The sequence below is a fragment of the Microlunatus flavus genome (assembly GCF_900110855.1).
Lineage (GTDB): Bacteria > Actinomycetota > Actinomycetes > Propionibacteriales > Propionibacteriaceae > Microlunatus > Microlunatus flavus.
The window spans coordinates 6,172-22,084 of record NZ_FOFA01000011.1 but is presented as its reverse complement, the minus strand read 5'-3'; the positions used below and the strand labels follow the sequence as shown (position 1 = coordinate 22,084).

The following is a 15,913-nucleotide window of genomic DNA, read 5'->3' as shown; positions in this document are numbered from 1 at the left end:
CGCGAGCACCACGTGCCCGTCGACGGTCGCGGACGCCTCCGTGCCGGCCGTCACCGACGCTGCTCGACGGGCAGCCGGGTGGACAGGCGGCGGTCGAGCGCCGCGTCCACCAGGCCCACGAACAGCGGGTGCGGCTTGGTCGGGCGCGACTTCAGCTCGGGGTGCGCCTGGGTCGCGACGAAGTAGGGGTGCACGTCGGTCGGCAGCTCGATGAACTCGACGAGCTGGCTGTCCGGGGACGTCCCGCTGACCACCAGGCCGGCCTCCTCCAGCTGGCCGCGGTAGGCGTTGTTGACCTCGTAGCGGTGCCGGTGGCGCTCGGTGACCGAGGTCTGGCCGTACTGCTTGGCGACGACCGAGCCGGGCTGCAGCTCGGCGGGGTAGGAGCCGAGCCGCATGGTCGCGCCGAGGTCGCCCTCGCCGGAGACGATGGCGACCTGCTCGGCCATGGTCGCGATGACCGGGTACGGCGTGCCCGGCTCGAACTCGCTGCTGTCGGCCCCGCTCAGCCCGGCCAGGTTCCGCGCGACCTCGATGACCATGCACTGCAGGCCGAGGCACAGCCCGAGGATCGGCACCTGGTGCTCGCGGGCGTACCGGATCGCGCCGATCTTGCCCTCGGTCCCGCGGATGCCGAACCCGCCCGGGATGCAGATGCCGTCGACACCCGACAGGTGCCGCGCGGCCCCCTCCTGGGTCGCGCAGGCGTCGGAGGGCACCCAGCGGATGCCGACCTTGGCGCGGTTGGCGAACCCGCCGGCGCGCAGCGCCTCCACCACCGAGAGGTAGGCGTCGGGCAGGTCGACGTACTTGCCGACCAGGGCGATCACCACCTCCTCCTCGGGGTGGTGCACGCGCTGCAGGAGGTCGTTCCAGCGCGTCCAGTCGACGTCGCGGAAGCGCAGGTCGAGGCGACGGACCACGTACGCGTCGAGGCCCTGGTCGTGCAGCATCTTCGGCAGGTCGTAGATGCTCGGGACGTCGGTGTTCTCGATGACGGCCTCGACGTCGACGTCGCACATCAGCGAGATCTTGCGCTTGACCGACTCCGGGATCGCGCGGTCGCAGCGGCACACGACCGCGTCGGGCTGGATGCCGACCTGGCGCAGCGCGGCGACCGAGTGCTGCGTCGGCTTGGTCTTGAGCTCCCCGCTCGGGCCGATGTAGGGCACCAGCGAGACGTGCAGGAAGAAGACGTTCTCGCGGCCGACGTCGTGGCGGACCTGGCGGGCGGCCTCCAGGAACGGCAGCGACTCGATGTCGCCGACCGTGCCGCCGATCTCGTGGATCACCACGTCGATCTCCGGGCCGCCCATGGCGAGCATGGAGTCCTTGATCTCGTTGGTGATGTGCGGGATGACCTGCACGGTGTCGCCGAGGTAGTCGCCGCGGCGCTCCTTGGCGATGACCGAGGAGTAGACCTTGCCGGTGGTGATGTTGGCCTCGGCCGACAGGTTCCGGTCGAGGAAGCGCTCGTAGTGGCCGACGTCGAGGTCGGTCTCCGCGCCGTCCTCGGTGACGAAGACCTCGCCGTGCTGGAACGGGTTCATCGTCCCGGGGTCCACGTTGAGGTAGGGGTCGAGCTTCTGCATCGACACGTTGAGCCCGCGGGCGACCAGCAGGCTCCCCAGGCTGGAGGCGGTGAGCCCCTTCCCGAGCGAGGAGGCGACACCGCCCGTCACGAACAGGTGCTTGGTGAACTTCGCGCGTGGCCCCACGGGCCTCCAGCCTAGTTCATCCCGCCGCGTTCCCACGGATCGCGACGCGCGGCTTCCCTCGGGGTCTGGAGCAGCGGGCGCAAGCACGCTCCCTGAGCCTGTCGAAGGGCCTCGACGAGGTGGGCGTCCTGCCGGCGGCAGCGGCTCAGGCCGCGAGCTCGTCCGCACGAAGGATCCGGGCGAGGGTCCGGCGGCCCTGCGCGCTCATCACGGGGTTGGTCGTGCGGTAGTACCAGACGAGCCCGAGGGCCTGCTCGTACGCCCAGGCCACCCCGCGCGCCCACGGCTCGTCCTCCACGCCGAGCGCCTCGCGGAACACGGCCCGCGGCCCGTCGTCGAGCAGGTGCCAGGCGCCGACCAGGTCGAGCGCCGGGTCGGCCGGGCCGGTCCCGCCGACGTCGAGCAGCCCGGCCAGCCGGGCCGTGGCGCCGGAGCCCGCGACGAGCACGTTGCCGCCGATGAGGTCGCCGTGGGTCGTGAGGTCGGGCTCGTCCCCGCGGGGCAGGTCGCGCAGCCGCTCCCACAGCGCGGTCAGCGCGGGCACGTCGAGCAGCCCTGCGCTGCGCTCCAGGCAGGTGCGCACCCAGGCGTCGTGGTCGCCGATCGTGCCGCCGCGGTTGGTACGCCGCTCCCCCACGAACGTCCGCCCGCCCGTCGGGACCGCCCGCAGGTCGCGGACCAGGCGCGCGAGGTCGCGGGCGAAGGCCTCCGAGCCCGAAGGGTCGGCGCCCCAGGCGTCGGTGCCGGGCAGCCACGTCTGCACCGACCAGGGCAGCGGGTAGCCGTGGCCCGGCTCGCCGAGGGCGACGGGTGCGGGGACCGGCACGCGGACCCGCCCGAGGACCGCGCGCGCCGCGGACGCCTCCTGCTCCAGGCCGGCCCGGACGGCCGCCGGGTCGGCGGGCTGCAGCGGGAACCGCGCGGCCAGGTCGTCGCCCAGCCGCGCGATCGCGTTGACGGTGCCCGTCTGCGGCAGCAGCCGGACGGGCCGGTCCGCGTAGGCGGGCAGCTGGTCGGCCACGAGCGCGCGCACGAGGTCCTCGGTGACGTCGAGCTGCCCCTCGTGCATGCCTTCTGTCCTCGCTCCGCTCGGACGCACGCGGCGCTCCGGTCCGCCGTCTTCCTCCCTCACCACGACGCCGGCGTCATCCTGCGCTACCGCAGCGACGTGACGGCGCCGCGGCTCCCTCGTCCAGACGGCGGCGCGCCGCGTGGTCGTGGCCGAGAGACCTCACCTCGTCTCAAGCGATCTCGCGCCGGGCCGCGTCGAGGAACGCGTCGGCGTACGTCTCGGCCGGGAAGTCACCGAGGTAGTACGTCTTGAGCCGGTGGCGCTCGCCGGCCTGGGGGTCCGCGCCGAGGAGGTCGTCGAGGACCGCGTCGAGGTTGCCGGCGTCGCGGGCGATGACGTACCCGCCGCGCACGACCGGCATCTCGGCGTAGAACTCCTCGAGGCTCGCGCCCATGGCCGCGACCGCGAAGGGCTTCTCGGAGTAGAGGAAGTCGGGCACGACGCTCGAGACGTCGGAGACGAGCGCGTCGACCGCGTTGAAGCAGTCGGTGATGGACCACACCGACTCGGCCTGGGCGCCGTAGACGTGCTCGGTCCCGGTGCGCGCCCGGTGCTCGGCCAGGATCGCCGTGACCTCCTCGGAGGCGGCCCGCAGCGTCGCGTTGCGCCCCGTGTAGGGGTGCGGCCGGAAGACCACGACGCAGCCGCGCTCGACCAGGCCGCGCACGATCGCGGGACCGATCGGCAGCGAGCTGTAGGCGGAGTCGGCGTGCATGCCGGCCCAGGTGGGCGCGTAGAGCACGCGGGTCACGCGCGTCCCGGGCACCGCGACCGCGACGTCCTCGACCTGGGGCCGCCCGACGATCTCGAAGAAGTCCGGGGCGGTCGAGATGCCGTGCGCGCTGAAGCGGTCGACCGCGGCCTGCCCCGCCACGAAGTTGCGGTCGAACATCCGGAAGACGGGGTTGTAGCTCGTGGCCTTGTCGCTGTCGCCGTGGTTGAGCTGGACGTGGCGCACACCGGCGTACCGGACGACGTGCACGTTGCGCAGCGCGTTGTTGACGTAGAAGACGGCGCGCAGCGAGGCCACCATGACCGCGTCCATCTCGCGCGCGCCCCGGCGCACGAGCACCGGCTGGTCGGTCATCGCCTCGGCCTCGCGGAAGCTGTTCGGGTTGCGCACGAAGACGACGTAGCGCTCGCCGAGCCGGTCGAGGTACGGGATCCAGCGCCCGATCTGGTAGCCCGTCCCCGGCTGCGCGTCCCAGTGCAGGGCGAAGTGGGGCGCGTACGCGGTGAGGCTGCGGTTCAGCCGGGCCTCCGCGCGGCGGCGCTGCAGCACCCACAGGGCCGCGTCGACCAGGGCCGCGACGGCGAGCAGGAGGGCCAGGACCGCGACGACCCACGCCGGCCAGGCCGGCAGCGGGAGCAGCGTCAGCAGGAGGACCACGACGAGCGCCCCGGTGCCCGCGTACGCCAGCCAGAGCGGCTTGAAGCGCGACGACGGCCGCACGCTGACGCCGGGCAGGTGGCTGCCGAACGGCACGGCGACGCGCACCAGGCGTGAGTAGCCGACCTCGGCGACCACGGCCGCGGCGAGCAGGACGAACGGCCACCAGCGCGCGGGGCCGGCGGGCAGCACGGCGGCGACGGCCGCCGCCAGCACGAGGAGCCGGGCCGCGCCGCCCAGCCCGGCGACCGGGGTGGCGACCTGCGCGCGGACCGCGAGCGCGACCGCCGCACCGACCAGTGCGCCGAGCACGAGGACGACCGGGTCCGGCACACCGAGGGCGGCGAGGAGGAGGGTGACGACGCCCAGCCCGCCGAGCGCGAGGTCGCCCGCGCCGAGGCCCCAGGCGATGCGCGCGGGGGTCTGCACGACCGCGCCCTCGATGGCGAAGGCGGCCCGGGGAGCCTCGGTCGCCTCGGGCGCCTCCGACGGCGCCTCCGTGGACTCGTTCGTCGTCACGGGTGAGGTCTCGCTCATGTCAGGGCTCGCAGAAGGTTCGGGAGGCCCGGCGAGGCGCCGGGGAGGACGCCACAGTCTAGGAAGGCCGGCGCCCGCGGACGGTCAGGACGTGCCGGTACGCCCCGACGAGGTCGTCGGCGACGTCGTCCTCGTCGGGCCAGGTCGAGGCCTGCCGGAAGCCGGCCCCGGCGAGCCGGCGACGGGCGTCGGCGTCGTCGGCCAGCGCCAGGACCGCCTCGGCGGCGGCCGACGGGTCGTCGGGGTCGACCAGGACGGCCGCCTCGCCGACGAGCTCCGGAACACCCCCGACCCGGGTCGCGACCAGCGGCACGCCGGACAGCAGGGCCTCCTGCGCGACGAGCGCGCGCGCCTCCCACCGCGATGGCAGGAGCGCGACGTCGGCCGCGTGCAGCCAGGAGGCGACGTCGTCGCTGCCCCCGAGCAGCGTGACCCGCAGGCCCTCGGCGGCGATGCGACGCGCGAGCGCGTCGTGCAGCGGACCGGTGCCGACGAGCGCGTACGCGACGTCGGCGCGCCCGCGCGTCCGGGCGGCGACGTCGAGCAGCAGGTCGAGGTTCTTCTGCGGCGCCAGTCGGGTGACGGTGAGCACCAGCGTGGCGTCGTCGCCGAGGCCGAGCTCGGCCCGGCGCTCCCGCCCCGGGATGCGGGGCAGGGCCAGGGCGGGGGCCGCCACGGGTGCGAGGCGCGCCTCCCGGGCGCCGAGGGCGACGGCGGTGGCGAGCAGGTCGCTGCTCGCGGCCAGCACGAGGTCCGCCCCGCGGGCCACGAGCCGCTGCAGGACCCGGCCCGCCCGCGCCGAGCGGCCGGTGCCGAGGACGGCGTTGTGCCACGTGACGACGAGGGGCACGCGCCGCAGCCGGGCGTGCGGCAGCGCGAGCGCGGCGGCCTTCAGCCCGTGCGCGTGGACGACGTCGGCGCCCGCGACCGCCCGGGCGAGGGTCCGGGTGGCGAGCCCGGTCGCGGGCACCCCGAAGGCGTGGGTGGCGAGCGTGACGGGCGGGGCGCAGACGTGCACGGCGAGGCCACGGCCCACCAGCCGCGGCGCGACGCTGGCGACGTGGCGCCCGATGCCGCCGGTGCTCGCGGTGAGGACCATCAGCACGCGGGTGCCGGCGACCTGCTCGGGGGACGGCTCAGGCACGCGCGGACACCGCCTCGTCGCGCGCGCCGGCGTGGCGCAGCGCCCAGGTCGCCCGCAGCAGCGACGGCCGCACCAGCGCGAGGACCGAGACGAAGACGACCCCCGTCACCGCCGCCGCGGCCAGGGCGAACGCCAGGGCGACGACGAGCGACGAGCCCGCCCCGAGCCGGCCGACGGCACCGCCCGCGAGCACCGCCGGGACCGCGGCGCCCAACCCGGCCAGCAGCGCGGCGACCACGCCGGTCGAGCGTGCCCCCGGCCGGCTGGGACCGCGCCCCAGCACCACCCAGCCGACGAGCGCGCCGACGGCGAGCCCGACCGACACGGAGGCCGCGAGCCCCACGACCAGGCCGTCGTCCGGTGCCAGCGCCGCGCTGACCAGCGCGCCGAGGGTCACGACCCCCCAGGCGACGCCCGTGGCCGTCCCGGCCGCCAGGGCCCGGTGCTCGGCGAGCAGCGTCCGGGTCGCCAGGCCCATCAGCGCGAAGGCGAGGACGGCCGGGCCCAGGGCCGCGACCGGACCGGCCAGCGCCGCCGTCCGCCCCGACCCCGGCCCGAGGACGAACACCCGCGCGACCGGCAGCGCCGTCGCCACGAGCAGCGCCGCCCCGAGCCAGCCCAGCACGACCAGCGGTGGGGCCGTCCGGCGCAGGACCTCGCCGACGGCTCCCCCGCCGCGCTCGGCCGCCGCGGCCAGGCGCGGGAACGTCAGCTGCAGGACGGGTGCGGCGAGGACCGCGTACGGGAGCAGGTAGAGGGCGTTGGCCCAGGTGAAGCGCGTGAGCGCGCCGGCGTCCGGGGTGCCCTGGGCGGCGTAGGTGATCACGAGGACGCTGACCTGCTGGAGCACCAGACCGGCCAGCCCGGCCGTGCCGATCGCGGCCACCACCCGGGCGTCGCCGTCGGCGAAGCGCAGCGTCGGGCGGACGCGCAGCCCCAGCCGGGTCAGCGGCACCGCGGTGCTCAGCGCCAGCGCGACGACGCCGGCCGTCGTGCCGAGCCCGAGCACGAGCAGCGCCTGGCGGCTGAGCAGGGCCAGGTCGCTCGTGGCCGCGGGCCGGGCGACGGCCGCGAACAGCACGTACGCGGCGACGACGACCAGGCTCGACAGCAGCGGAGCGGTGGCCGCGGCGAGGAACCGTCCGTGCGCCTGCAGGACGCCGGCGGTGACGACGGCGACGCCGTAGAACCAGACCTGCGGGACGAACAGCACGACCAGCGTCGCCAGCACCGACGCGCTGCCCACGCAGTCCGCCTTCGCGTACGCCCGCGCGAAGAGCCCCGCCCCCAGCAGGGCGGCCACCCCGACGACCGTCAGGACGAGCAGCGTCCAGGTCAGCAGCGCCGAGGTGGTCCGGTCGGCCTCGGCCCGCCGGCCGGCCCCGACGTGGCGGGCCACGACGGGCACCACCACCCCGGCCAGGACACCGCCCGCGGCGACCTCGAAGAGGACGTTCGGCAGCTGGTTGGCCGCGTTGTAGACGTCGCCGAGGCAGGTGTCGCCGACCGTCTTGCTGAAGACGAGCGAACGCCCGAAGCCGACGACCCGGGCCGCCAGGGTCAGCCCGCCGACACCGAGCAGGACCGATCCGCGCCGACTCACCCCCGCCTCACCCCCGGCTCATACGGCGGTGGGGCGGCGCCCGAGCCCGTCGAGCCAGGCGAGCACCGGCGTCCGGGCGATGACGGCGGTGAAGCTGACGCGCTCGCTGGCCAGGTTCAGCGCGGCGACGCCGGCGAGGGCGAGCAGCCGCGCCGGACGCGGCAGGGACGCGGCCGCGGCGGTCGCCGTCGCGGCGCCGAGGGCGTTCGCGCCGCAGTCGCCGAGCATGGAACGTGCGGCGAGGTCGGTGGGCAGGCTGCCGAGCGCGGCGCCGAGCGCCGGTCCCCCGCCCCGCCGGGCGAGGGGCGCGCTCAGCAGCACGACGACCTTGGCGGCCCGGCCGGGCCTCAGGTCGAGCAGGTTGACCAGGTTCGCGGTGCCGGCGACGAGCGCGGTGTCCACGAGCACGTCGGCGACGCGTCCCGCTCCCCTCGTGGGCCTCCCCCGGGTCAGCAGCACCGCCGCCCCCAGGCCGCTGAGGCCGACGCCGACGATCTTGACGGTGCCGCTGGTCAGACGTCCGTGGCGCAGCGCGCTCAGGTGCCCGCGGAACCCGCGTGCCTGCGCGCTGCCGGCCAGGTCGTCGTACGCGCCGACCACCCCGGCGCCGGCCACGGCCACCGCGACGGCGCCCGTGCGGGCGGCGGGCGCGCCGGTCAGGGCGTCGACCGCGCACCCGAGCAGCGCGGCGCCGACGGCGACCGGCCCCTCGAGCAGGGTCACCGAGGCGCCGGCGTGGTTCGTCCGGCGCCAGGGCCGGGCCCGCTCCTCGTCGGTCCGTCCGACCGCGACCGCGCCGAGCACCCCGGCGACGGCCGCGGGTGCCACCGCCGCGAGGGTGCGGACCGCGCGCCCGTACGCCGCCCCGTGCGTCTTCCCGTGCTCCTCGACGTGCTTCTCCACGTGCTTCTCCACGTGCGCCCTAGCGCACCGTGGGCAGCGCGTCGTCCGCCCGGGCCAGGGCGCCGTAGTGGCCCTGCTGGCCCATCAGCTGCTCCTTGCCGGCCAGCACGGTGGTCACGACGCCGCTCGGCAGGTCGGCGACGTCGACGGTGCTGAGCTCGGACGAGGCCGGCGACGTCGTGCGCACGGCCCCGACGTCGGTGCCCGTGAGCCCGGCGCTGTTCGGCCCGGCGACGACGACCCCGACCCGCTCGGCGGCGCCGGCCTGCTCCTTCAGCGCCGTCTCGAGCTCGACGTGGGCGGTCGTCAGCGCGGTGTCCACCGGCTGCGGCGAGGTCGGCGCGGTCACGACGAGGACGAGCTGCGCGTAGTCGTCGGTGTCGTCGCGGACGTCGGCGAGGCCGGCGTCGGACAGGGTGCGCCCGACGTTCTTGGCGTAGTCGTCGCGCGCGGTCGTCTGCTTGGACGCGACCGCCCGCGCCAGGCACCAGCCGACCTTCGCGGCCGGGCTCATCGAGTCCGTGAGGCCGACCTCGGCCAGGGGCGCGACCGCCTCCTCGACCGTGGAGGCCTGCGTCGGGTCGAACACCTCGGAGCGGACCTTGACCTGGCTCACCACGCGCCCGCCGGCCTGGGCGACCGCGTCGGCCACGGCGGTGACCGTCGAGCTCGGCGCGTCGGGCATCGCGACGACGGCGACCCTGGTGTCGTTCAGCTCGCCGGCGAGGACGAGCGTCGCGGTGCGCTGGTCGTAGGTGTTGCGGTAGTTGTCGAGGTTCGTGCGCCGGTCGATCTCGGCGCGCAGCTGGGTGACCTGCTGCCGGTCCTGCTGGGCCTGCGTGATGATGCCCTGGTCGACCGAGGGGCTGAGCGTCACGCCCACGGCGATGCCGACAGCGAGCGCGAGGAACACCGCCATCAGCGACACGATGTGGTAGCGGAAGTTGATCACGTGAAGAGTTCCTTGATCCAGTACGCGAGGTCGCGCAGGCGGGCCACCAGCAGGCTGCCCATCGCCCCGCCGACGTCGGTCATCGCCAGCGCGGTGACCAGCGCGACGATCCCCGACAGCACGAGCAGCGCCAGGTGCCAGCCCTTGACCTGGCTGCGGTAGATCCGCGAGACGCCCTTGGCGTCGACGAGCTTGGACCCCACCCGCAGCCGGGTGAGAAAGGTCGACGCCATGCCGGCGCGTCCCTTGTCCAGGAACTCCACCAGCGACAGGTGGGTTCCCACGGCGACCATCAGTCGGGCGCCGTACGAGTCGGCGAGCAGCATCGCGGCGTCCTCGCTCGTGCCGAGCGCGGGGAAGACGACGGCCTCCAGGCCCAGCTTCTCGACGCGCTCGAGCGCCGGCGTCCGGCCGTCGCGGTAGGCGTGCAGCACCAGCTCCGCCCCGCACTGCAGGGCGGCGTCGGAGCAGGAGTCCATGTCCCCGACGATCATGTCGGGCTTGTAGCCCGCCTCCATCAGCGCGTCCGCGCCGCCGTCGACGCCGATGAGCAGCGGCTTGTACTCGGAGATGTAGGGCCGCAGCGTGTCGAGGTCGCCGCGGTAGTCGTAGCCGCGCACGACGATCAGGACGTGGCGCCCCTCGATGCGCGTGCGGATCTCGGGGACGCCGACGCCCTCGAGCAGCAGCTCCTTCTCCTCGCGGAGGTAGGTCATGGTGTTGAGCGCGAAGGCGTCGATCTGGTCCGACAGCCCGGCCCGCGCCTGCTCGAGCTGCTCCTCGAGCACCTCGGTCGTCATCAGCGTGCCGCTCGCCACGACCGCCCCGGTGACGTCGAGCAGCCGGCCGCCGTCGACGACCAGGCGGTCCCCCTCCGTCACGAGGGTGAACACGTCCTCACCGACGTCGTCGATGAGCGGGATGCCGGCCTCGAGCAGGATGCTCGGGCCGAGGTTCGGGTAGCGGCCCGACACCGAGCGCACCGCGTTGACGACGACGCTGACCCCCGTGGCCACGAGCGCCTCGGCGCTCACCCGGTCCAGGTCGACGTGGTGGATGACCGCCACCTCGCCCGGGCGCAGCCGCTTGGTGAGGTTCTTCGTGCGCCGGTCCAGGCGCGCCACACCACCGACCTCCGCCGGCTCGGCGTGGCGGCGCAGGAGGGCGGGCAGTCTCATCTCGCCGGCCATCCTCCCACGGGTGACGGCTCCAGGGCTCGGGCGAAGACGCGCGCCGCTCGGGTCAGCGGCTCCCGGAACGTGCCGAGGCGGCCAGCTCGACCAGCTCGCCCGCGTGCGCGAGCGCCGAGTCCGTCGTCTCCAGGCCCGCCATCATCCGCGCGAGCTCGGCCGTGCGCTCCTGCTCGGGCAGCTGCACGACGCCGCTGGTCGTGACCTGACCGTCGTCGGCCTTGACGACGACGAAGTGCCGGTCGGCGAAGGCCGCCACCTGCGCGAGGTGCGTGACCACGACGACCTGGCTGTGCCGGGCGAGCTCGGCGAGCCGGCGCCCGATCTCCACGGCGACGCGCCCGCCGACGCCGGCGTCCACCTCGTCGAACACGAGCGTGCCGCCGGGACGGTCCGCGGCGAGCACGACCTCCAGCGCCAGCCGGACCCGGGAGAGCTCGCCGCCCGAGGCGACCTTGCCGAGGCTGCGGGGCTCGCTGCCCGGGTTGGCCGTGAACAGCAGGTCCACCGTGTCGGCGCCGTACGGGCCCAGCGCCGCCGGCGTCACGACGAAGGTGAGCCGGGCGTGGGGCATGGCGAGCGCCCCCAGCTCGGCGGCCACCGCGGCGGCGAAGCCCTCGGCGGCCTGGGTGCGCAGGTCCGTCAGGTCGGCCGCGCGCCGGCGCAGGTCGGCCTCGGACTCCTCGAGCTGGACGCGCAGCGCGTCGATCCGGTCGTCGCCGCCCTCGAGCTCGACCAGCCGTTCCGAGGCCTCCGCCGCCCACATCAGCGCGTCGTCCACGCTCGGCCCGTACGCGCGGGTCAGCCCGGCCAGCTGCGAGCGGCGCGCCGCGACCCACTCGAGCCGGGCCGGGTCGGCGACCAGGTCGTCGAGGTAGCGGGCGAGGTCGGAACCGACGTCGTCGAGCAGGTACGACGCCTCGGCGACACGACCGGCGAGGGCCTCCAGCGCGGGGTCCGAGGCCGCGTGCTCGAGGCTGCGGCGGGCGGCCGCCAGGGCGGCCGATGCGCCGCCCGCGTCGGCCGGGTCGTCCGGGTCGCCCGCGAGGGCGGCGAGCGCACCGCCCACGGACAGGCGCAGGTCGTCGGCGTTCTGCAGACGGGTGGCCTCGGCCGCCAGGGCGACGTCCTCCCCGGCCTCGGGCGCGACGGCGGCGACCTGCTCCAGCCCGAAGCGCAGCAGCTCGACCTCGCGCGCCCGCTCCGCGCCGGCCGCCACCAGGGCGTCGAGCTCGACCCGGGCCGCGCGGTGGGCGGTCCAGCGCCGCCGGTACTCCCCCAGGCCGGTGGCCAACCCCGACCCGGCGTACGCGTCGAGCAGCTCGCGCTGGCGCCCCGGCGCGGCCAGGCGCACCTGCTCGGACTGCCCGTGGATCGCCACCAGCTCCGTCGTCACCTCGGCGCACACCGAGACGGGCACCTGGGCGCCGCCCAGGAAGGCCCGGGAGCGCCCCGCCGCGGTCACGTGGCGCGCGACGACCAGCTCGTCGTCGTCGAGGTCGCCGCCCGCCTCCCGGACCCGGCCGACGAGGCCGTCGTCCTCGCCGTCGCCCTGGGCCCCCTCGGGCACGACCAGGCGCCCCTCCACCACGGCGCGCGGCGTGCCGACGCGGACCGCACGCGGGTCGGCGCGGTCGCCGAGCAGCAGGCCGATGCCGGTGACGATCATCGTCTTGCCCGCACCGGTCTCCCCGGTGACGACGGTCAGGCCGGGGTGCGGCTCGACGACGGCGTCGCTGATGACGCCGAGGTCCCGGATGTGGAGCTCGGCGATCACGGCGTCACCGGATCCCCATGTCGTCGGCGCCGACGGGAGCGGGTCCGGGACGCCGGTGCTGCTCGCGGCCCTCCCCGGGCTGCTTGGACTCCTCGGACGCGTCGGGCTCGTCGTCGTCGTCGTCGTCGAGGGCCGCCTCCTGCCCGGCGATGGTCTCGCGGTCCTCCTCGGAGACGCGGTCCTCGGCCTCGCCGCGCCAGCCCTCGACCCGCAGCCCGAACTTGTTGACCAGCCGGTCGGTGAAGGGCGCTTCCGACAGCCGCGCGAGCAGCAGCCGGTGCGCGCCCTGCTGCACCTCGATCTGCAGGCCGTCGCGCAGCTCCGCGGAGCGGCGCCCGTCGCACCAGACGACGCCGTCGGTCTGGGAACGTTCGATGAGCTGGATGACGACGCGCGAGGTGGGTCCGAGCACCAGCGGGCGGGCGAACAGCGCGTGCGCGCTGAGCGGGACGACGAGCAGCGCGTCGACGTTCGGCCACATCACGGGGCCGCCGGCGGAGAAGGCGTACGCGGTCGAACCCGTCGGCGTGGCCATCAGCACGCCGTCGCAGGCCCATCGCGAGAGGGGGCGGCCGTCGACCTCGACGAGGACCTCGAGCATGCGCTCGCGGGAGGCCTTCTCGACCGAGACCTCGTTGACGGCGTAGGACGACCAGACGACCTCGCCGCTCGCGCACTCGCGCAGGGTGACCTCGATGGTGGAGCGCTGCTCGACGGCGTACGAGCGGTCGACGATGCGCGTGACGATGCTGTCGACCTCCGACGACTCGGCCTCGGCGAGGAAGCCGACGTGGCCGAGGTTGACCCCGAGCAGGGGCAGGTCGGCGCGCAGCACCCACTCGGTGCCGCGCAGGATCGAGCCGTCGCCGCCGAGGACGACCATCAGCTCGACCTCCGGGGATTCGTCCGGCGGGCCGAGCGGTTCGACGGTCCGGGCGAGCGCGCGCGGGAGGCACTCCTCGTCGCCCGGGGGCAGGACGCTGGTGACGCCCGCCCGCAGCAGGCCCTCGATGAGGCGGGTCGCCGCGGCGATCGCGGTGGGCCGGCCCATGTGGGTGAGCACGGCGACGCGGCGCGTGGGCCCGGGAGCGGTCGTCACCGCGTCAGCATAGGGACGACTCCCACGCCCGCCCCGGGACGACGCCCGGCGCGCGGCCCAGGTCGACGAAGAACTCGCGGTTGCCGGCCGGCCCCGGCAGCCGGCTCGCGACCACGGCGCGCACGCGCCAGCCCAGCGCCGCCGCCGCGTCGGCGACGCCCTCGACGGCGCGGCGGTGCAGGGCGGGGTCACGCACCACGCCGTCCTTGCCGAGCGCCTCGCGGCCCACCTCGAACTGCGGCTTGACCATGAGCAGCCACCGGCCGTCGTCGCGGCTGACCGCTGCGAAGCGCTCGAGCAGCAGGGTCAGGGAGATGAAGGAGACGTCGGCGACGACGAGGTCGACGAGGCGCCCGCCGAGGACGTCGGGGGTCAGGTCGCGCAGGTTCGTCCGCTCGTGGACGTGCACGCGCGGGTCGTCGCGGAGCAGCGGCACGAGCTGGTCGGTCCCGACGTCGACCGCGTGGACCTCACTGACGCCCCGCTCCAGCAGGACCTGCGTGAACCCGCCCGTCGACGAACCTGCGTCGAGCGCGAGCCGGGTCCCGGTCAGGTCGTCGAGGCCCAGGTCGTCGAGGGCGCCGAGCAGCTTGTGCGCGGCCCGGGACACGTACGGGTCGGTCCGTGCCTCCAGGCGGTCGCCGTCCCGCACCGGGTCCGAGGGCCGCAGGTCGTCGCGGCCCTCGAGGACGACGCGGCCGGACCGGATGAGCTCCTGGGCCTGGCTGCGGGACCGGGCGAGACCGCGTTCGACCAGCGCACGGTCGAGGCGGACCGTCGTCACGGCTGCGGGTCGGCGGGCTGCCGCAGCACCTCCTGCAGCGCGGCGTGCGCCGCGCCCAGCCGCTCGGCGTGCTCGTCCACGTCGACGTCGTCCAGGCCCGCCACCCCGCCCAGTGCCGCGTCGACGCGGGCGTCACCGGTCTCGGGCGCGCCGGGCGGCACGTCCTGGTCGGGCTCGAGGTCGGGCTGCTGGTGGTGTTCGGTCACGGCCGGGACCCGGCGTCCGTCTCCAGGGCCGCGACCCTCAGCCGCAGCTCGTCCAGCTCGAGCCGCAGCACGTCGAGCTGACCCTGCGCGTCGTCGATGTGCTGGCGCGCCTCGCTCAGCTCCGCGGCCGGTACCAGGCCGAGCCGGGCGGCGACGCGGCCGACCTCGGCGGCCACGAGCTGCTCGAACAGCTCGCGGTTGGCACGGCCGGCCTGGCCGACCTCCTCGGCGAGCTGCCCCAGGCCCGTGAGCAAGGGCCCCGAGAACAATGGCCCCGAGAACAAGGGCCCCGAGAACAGGGACCCGGAGAGCCGGGAGCGGTACGCGGGCACGAGCAGATCCTACGGCGCGCGCCCGCTATGCCGACCGAGCCGCGAGCGCCGCCAAGGCGCCCGACAGGTCGAGCGGGTGGCCGTCGTCGAGCGCCCGCCACGCCAGGTGCGCGGCAGCCCAGGTCGCGGCGACCCAGCCGTCGGTCGTCGTCGCCCGACCCCCGTCGACCAGCAGCCGGCCGTCCTCGACCCGGGCGGTGGCACCGCCGCACCGGGCGACGTCGCCGTCCAGCTCGACCGTCAGCGGCGGGAGCAGGAGGGCACCGACGTCGTATCCGAGGTGCGTGGGCCGCGAGTCGGGGCTGACGGCGAGCAGGTCGGCGGGGCCGTGCGACCCGGTGAGGACCAGCATGCTGTCGAGGCCGGCGTTGACCGCGCCGGCGACGTCGGTGTCGAGCCGGTCGCCGACGAAGAGCGGCCGGCCGAGGTCGAGCCGGGCCACCGTCTCGTCGAGCAGCGGTCGGTACGGCTTGCCCGCCACCTCGGGGTCCACCGGCACGGCCATGCGCACGGCCGCGACGGCCGCTCCGTTGCCGGGCACCAGCCCGCGGTCGGTGGGACGCGTCGGGTCGTCGTTGGTGGCGACCCAGCGGGCCCCGTGGTGGATGGCCACTGTGGCCTCGATGAGCTGCTGCCAGGTCAGGTCCACCCCGTAGCCCTGCAGCACGGCGACCGGTTCGTCGTCGGCCGAGGTGACGGCCGTCAGGCCGGCCTCCGCGAGCGCCTCCCGGACGCCCTCGCCGCCGACGAGGAGCACCTTGGCGCCCTCGGGAAGGTCGTGCCGCAGCAGCTGGGCGCCCGCCTGCGCCGAGGTGACGACGTCACCCCGCGTCGCGGGGATCCCGAGCTCGGTCAGGTGCTCGGCCACCACGGCCGGCGGCCGGGCGGCGTTGTTCGTCACGAAGCCGACCGGGACCCCGCGCCCGCGGAGGCCGGACAGCGCGGGAGGAGCGCCCGGCACCGCGACCGGCCCGAGGTAGATGACCCCGTCGAGGTCGAAGAGGACTCCGTCGTAGGCGTCGACCAGCACGGCCTCCTCAGCCACGCGTGCCGCCCTCGTCGTCCTGCTCGTCGTCCTGCTCGTCGTCCTGCTCGTCGTCCTGCTCGTCGTCCTGCTCGTCGTCCTGCTCGTCGGACTCGTCGGACTCGTCGTCGTCGGACTCGTCGTCGTCGGACTCGTCGTCGTCGGACTCGTCGTCGTCGGAC

Annotated in this window: 14 protein-coding genes; all 14 read right to left on the bottom strand. The window is 75.6% G+C overall.

Annotated features, from left to right (window positions below):
- Positions 1-50: 50 nt before the first annotated feature.
- The 14 genes from BMY04_RS20015 to BMY04_RS19950 all read right to left on the bottom strand — a co-directional run bounded on the left by BMY04_RS20015 (position 51) and on the right by BMY04_RS19950 (position 15,752).
- Positions 51-1,718, bottom strand: a complete 1,668-nt coding sequence (locus tag BMY04_RS20015) for a CTP synthase (protein ID WP_091185869.1) — start codon at positions 1,716-1,718, stop codon at positions 51-53.
- A gap of 145 nt (positions 1,719-1,863) precedes the next feature.
- Positions 1,864-2,787: a phosphotransferase gene (locus BMY04_RS20010; protein WP_091185865.1), complete on the bottom strand. Its 924-nt coding sequence runs from the start codon at positions 2,785-2,787 to the stop codon at positions 1,864-1,866.
- Positions 2,788-2,959: 172 nt separating this feature from the next.
- A complete protein-coding gene (locus BMY04_RS20005) occupies positions 2,960-4,717 on the bottom strand; it encodes a CDP-glycerol glycerophosphotransferase family protein (protein WP_091185862.1) in 1,758 nt (585 codons plus the stop codon).
- Between the two features lie 58 nt (positions 4,718-4,775).
- Entirely contained in the window at positions 4,776-5,861 is a 1,086-nt protein-coding gene (locus BMY04_RS23595) for a glycosyltransferase family 4 protein (protein WP_269766241.1), read from the bottom strand.
- Positions 5,854-7,464, bottom strand: coding sequence for a lipid II flippase MurJ (locus BMY04_RS19995; RefSeq protein ID WP_091185859.1), 1,611 nt, complete (start codon positions 7,462-7,464; stop codon positions 5,854-5,856). The genes BMY04_RS23595 and BMY04_RS19995 overlap by 8 nt, the downstream gene beginning before the upstream one ends.
- An 18-nt stretch (positions 7,465-7,482) precedes the next feature.
- Positions 7,483-8,367, bottom strand: coding sequence for a hypothetical protein (locus BMY04_RS19990; RefSeq protein WP_170854243.1), 885 nt, complete (start codon positions 8,365-8,367; stop codon positions 7,483-7,485).
- A gap of 19 nt (positions 8,368-8,386) precedes the next feature.
- A complete protein-coding gene (locus BMY04_RS19985; protein WP_091185852.1) occupies positions 8,387-9,319 on the bottom strand; it encodes a copper transporter in 933 nt (310 codons plus the stop codon).
- A complete protein-coding gene (steA, locus tag BMY04_RS19980) occupies positions 9,316-10,497 on the bottom strand; it encodes a putative cytokinetic ring protein SteA (protein ID WP_091186134.1) in 1,182 nt (393 codons plus the stop codon). The genes BMY04_RS19985 and steA overlap by 4 nt, the downstream gene beginning before the upstream one ends.
- Before the next feature lie 64 nt (positions 10,498-10,561).
- On the bottom strand, positions 10,562-12,286 hold the full coding sequence (gene recN, locus BMY04_RS19975; RefSeq protein WP_091185849.1) for a DNA repair protein RecN: 1,725 nt from the start codon (positions 12,284-12,286) through the stop codon (positions 10,562-10,564).
- A gap of 4 nt (positions 12,287-12,290) precedes the next feature.
- Positions 12,291-13,385 (bottom strand): NAD kinase, encoded by a 1,095-nt coding sequence (locus BMY04_RS19970; protein ID WP_232506536.1) that lies wholly within the window; start codon positions 13,383-13,385, stop codon positions 12,291-12,293.
- 4 nt (positions 13,386-13,389) lie between these two features.
- Positions 13,390-14,169 carry a TlyA family RNA methyltransferase gene (locus BMY04_RS19965; RefSeq protein ID WP_091185845.1) on the bottom strand — a complete coding sequence of 260 codons (780 nt, stop codon included), beginning with the start codon at positions 14,167-14,169 and terminating at the stop codon, positions 13,390-13,392.
- On the bottom strand, positions 14,166-14,375 hold the full coding sequence (locus BMY04_RS19960; protein WP_091185840.1) for a hypothetical protein: 210 nt from the start codon (positions 14,373-14,375) through the stop codon (positions 14,166-14,168). Before BMY04_RS19960 ends, BMY04_RS19965 begins: the two co-directional genes overlap by 4 nt.
- A complete protein-coding gene (locus tag BMY04_RS19955; RefSeq protein WP_139210024.1) occupies positions 14,372-14,707 on the bottom strand; it encodes a hypothetical protein in 336 nt (111 codons plus the stop codon). The genes BMY04_RS19960 and BMY04_RS19955 overlap by 4 nt, the downstream gene beginning before the upstream one ends.
- A gap of 25 nt (positions 14,708-14,732) precedes the next feature.
- The gene (locus tag BMY04_RS19950; RefSeq protein WP_091186127.1) at positions 14,733-15,752 is read right to left on the bottom strand and encodes an HAD-IIA family hydrolase; all 1,020 of its coding nucleotides are present in this window, start codon (positions 15,750-15,752) and stop codon (positions 14,733-14,735) included.
- Between the last annotated feature and the right edge of the window lie 161 nt (positions 15,753-15,913).

Bases quoted from the DNA above. Each gene is read 5' to 3' on its own strand.
- BMY04_RS20010 (WP_091185865.1), bottom strand. From the start codon at position 2,787: ATGCACGAGGGGCAGCTCGACGTCACCGAGGACCTCGTGCGCGCGCTC.
- BMY04_RS20005 (WP_091185862.1), bottom strand. From the start codon at position 4,717: ATGAGCGAGACCTCACCCGTGACGACGAACGAGTCCACGGAGGCGCCG.
- steA (WP_091186134.1), bottom strand. From the start codon at position 10,497: ATGAGACTGCCCGCCCTCCTGCGCCGCCACGCCGAGCCGGCGGAGGTC.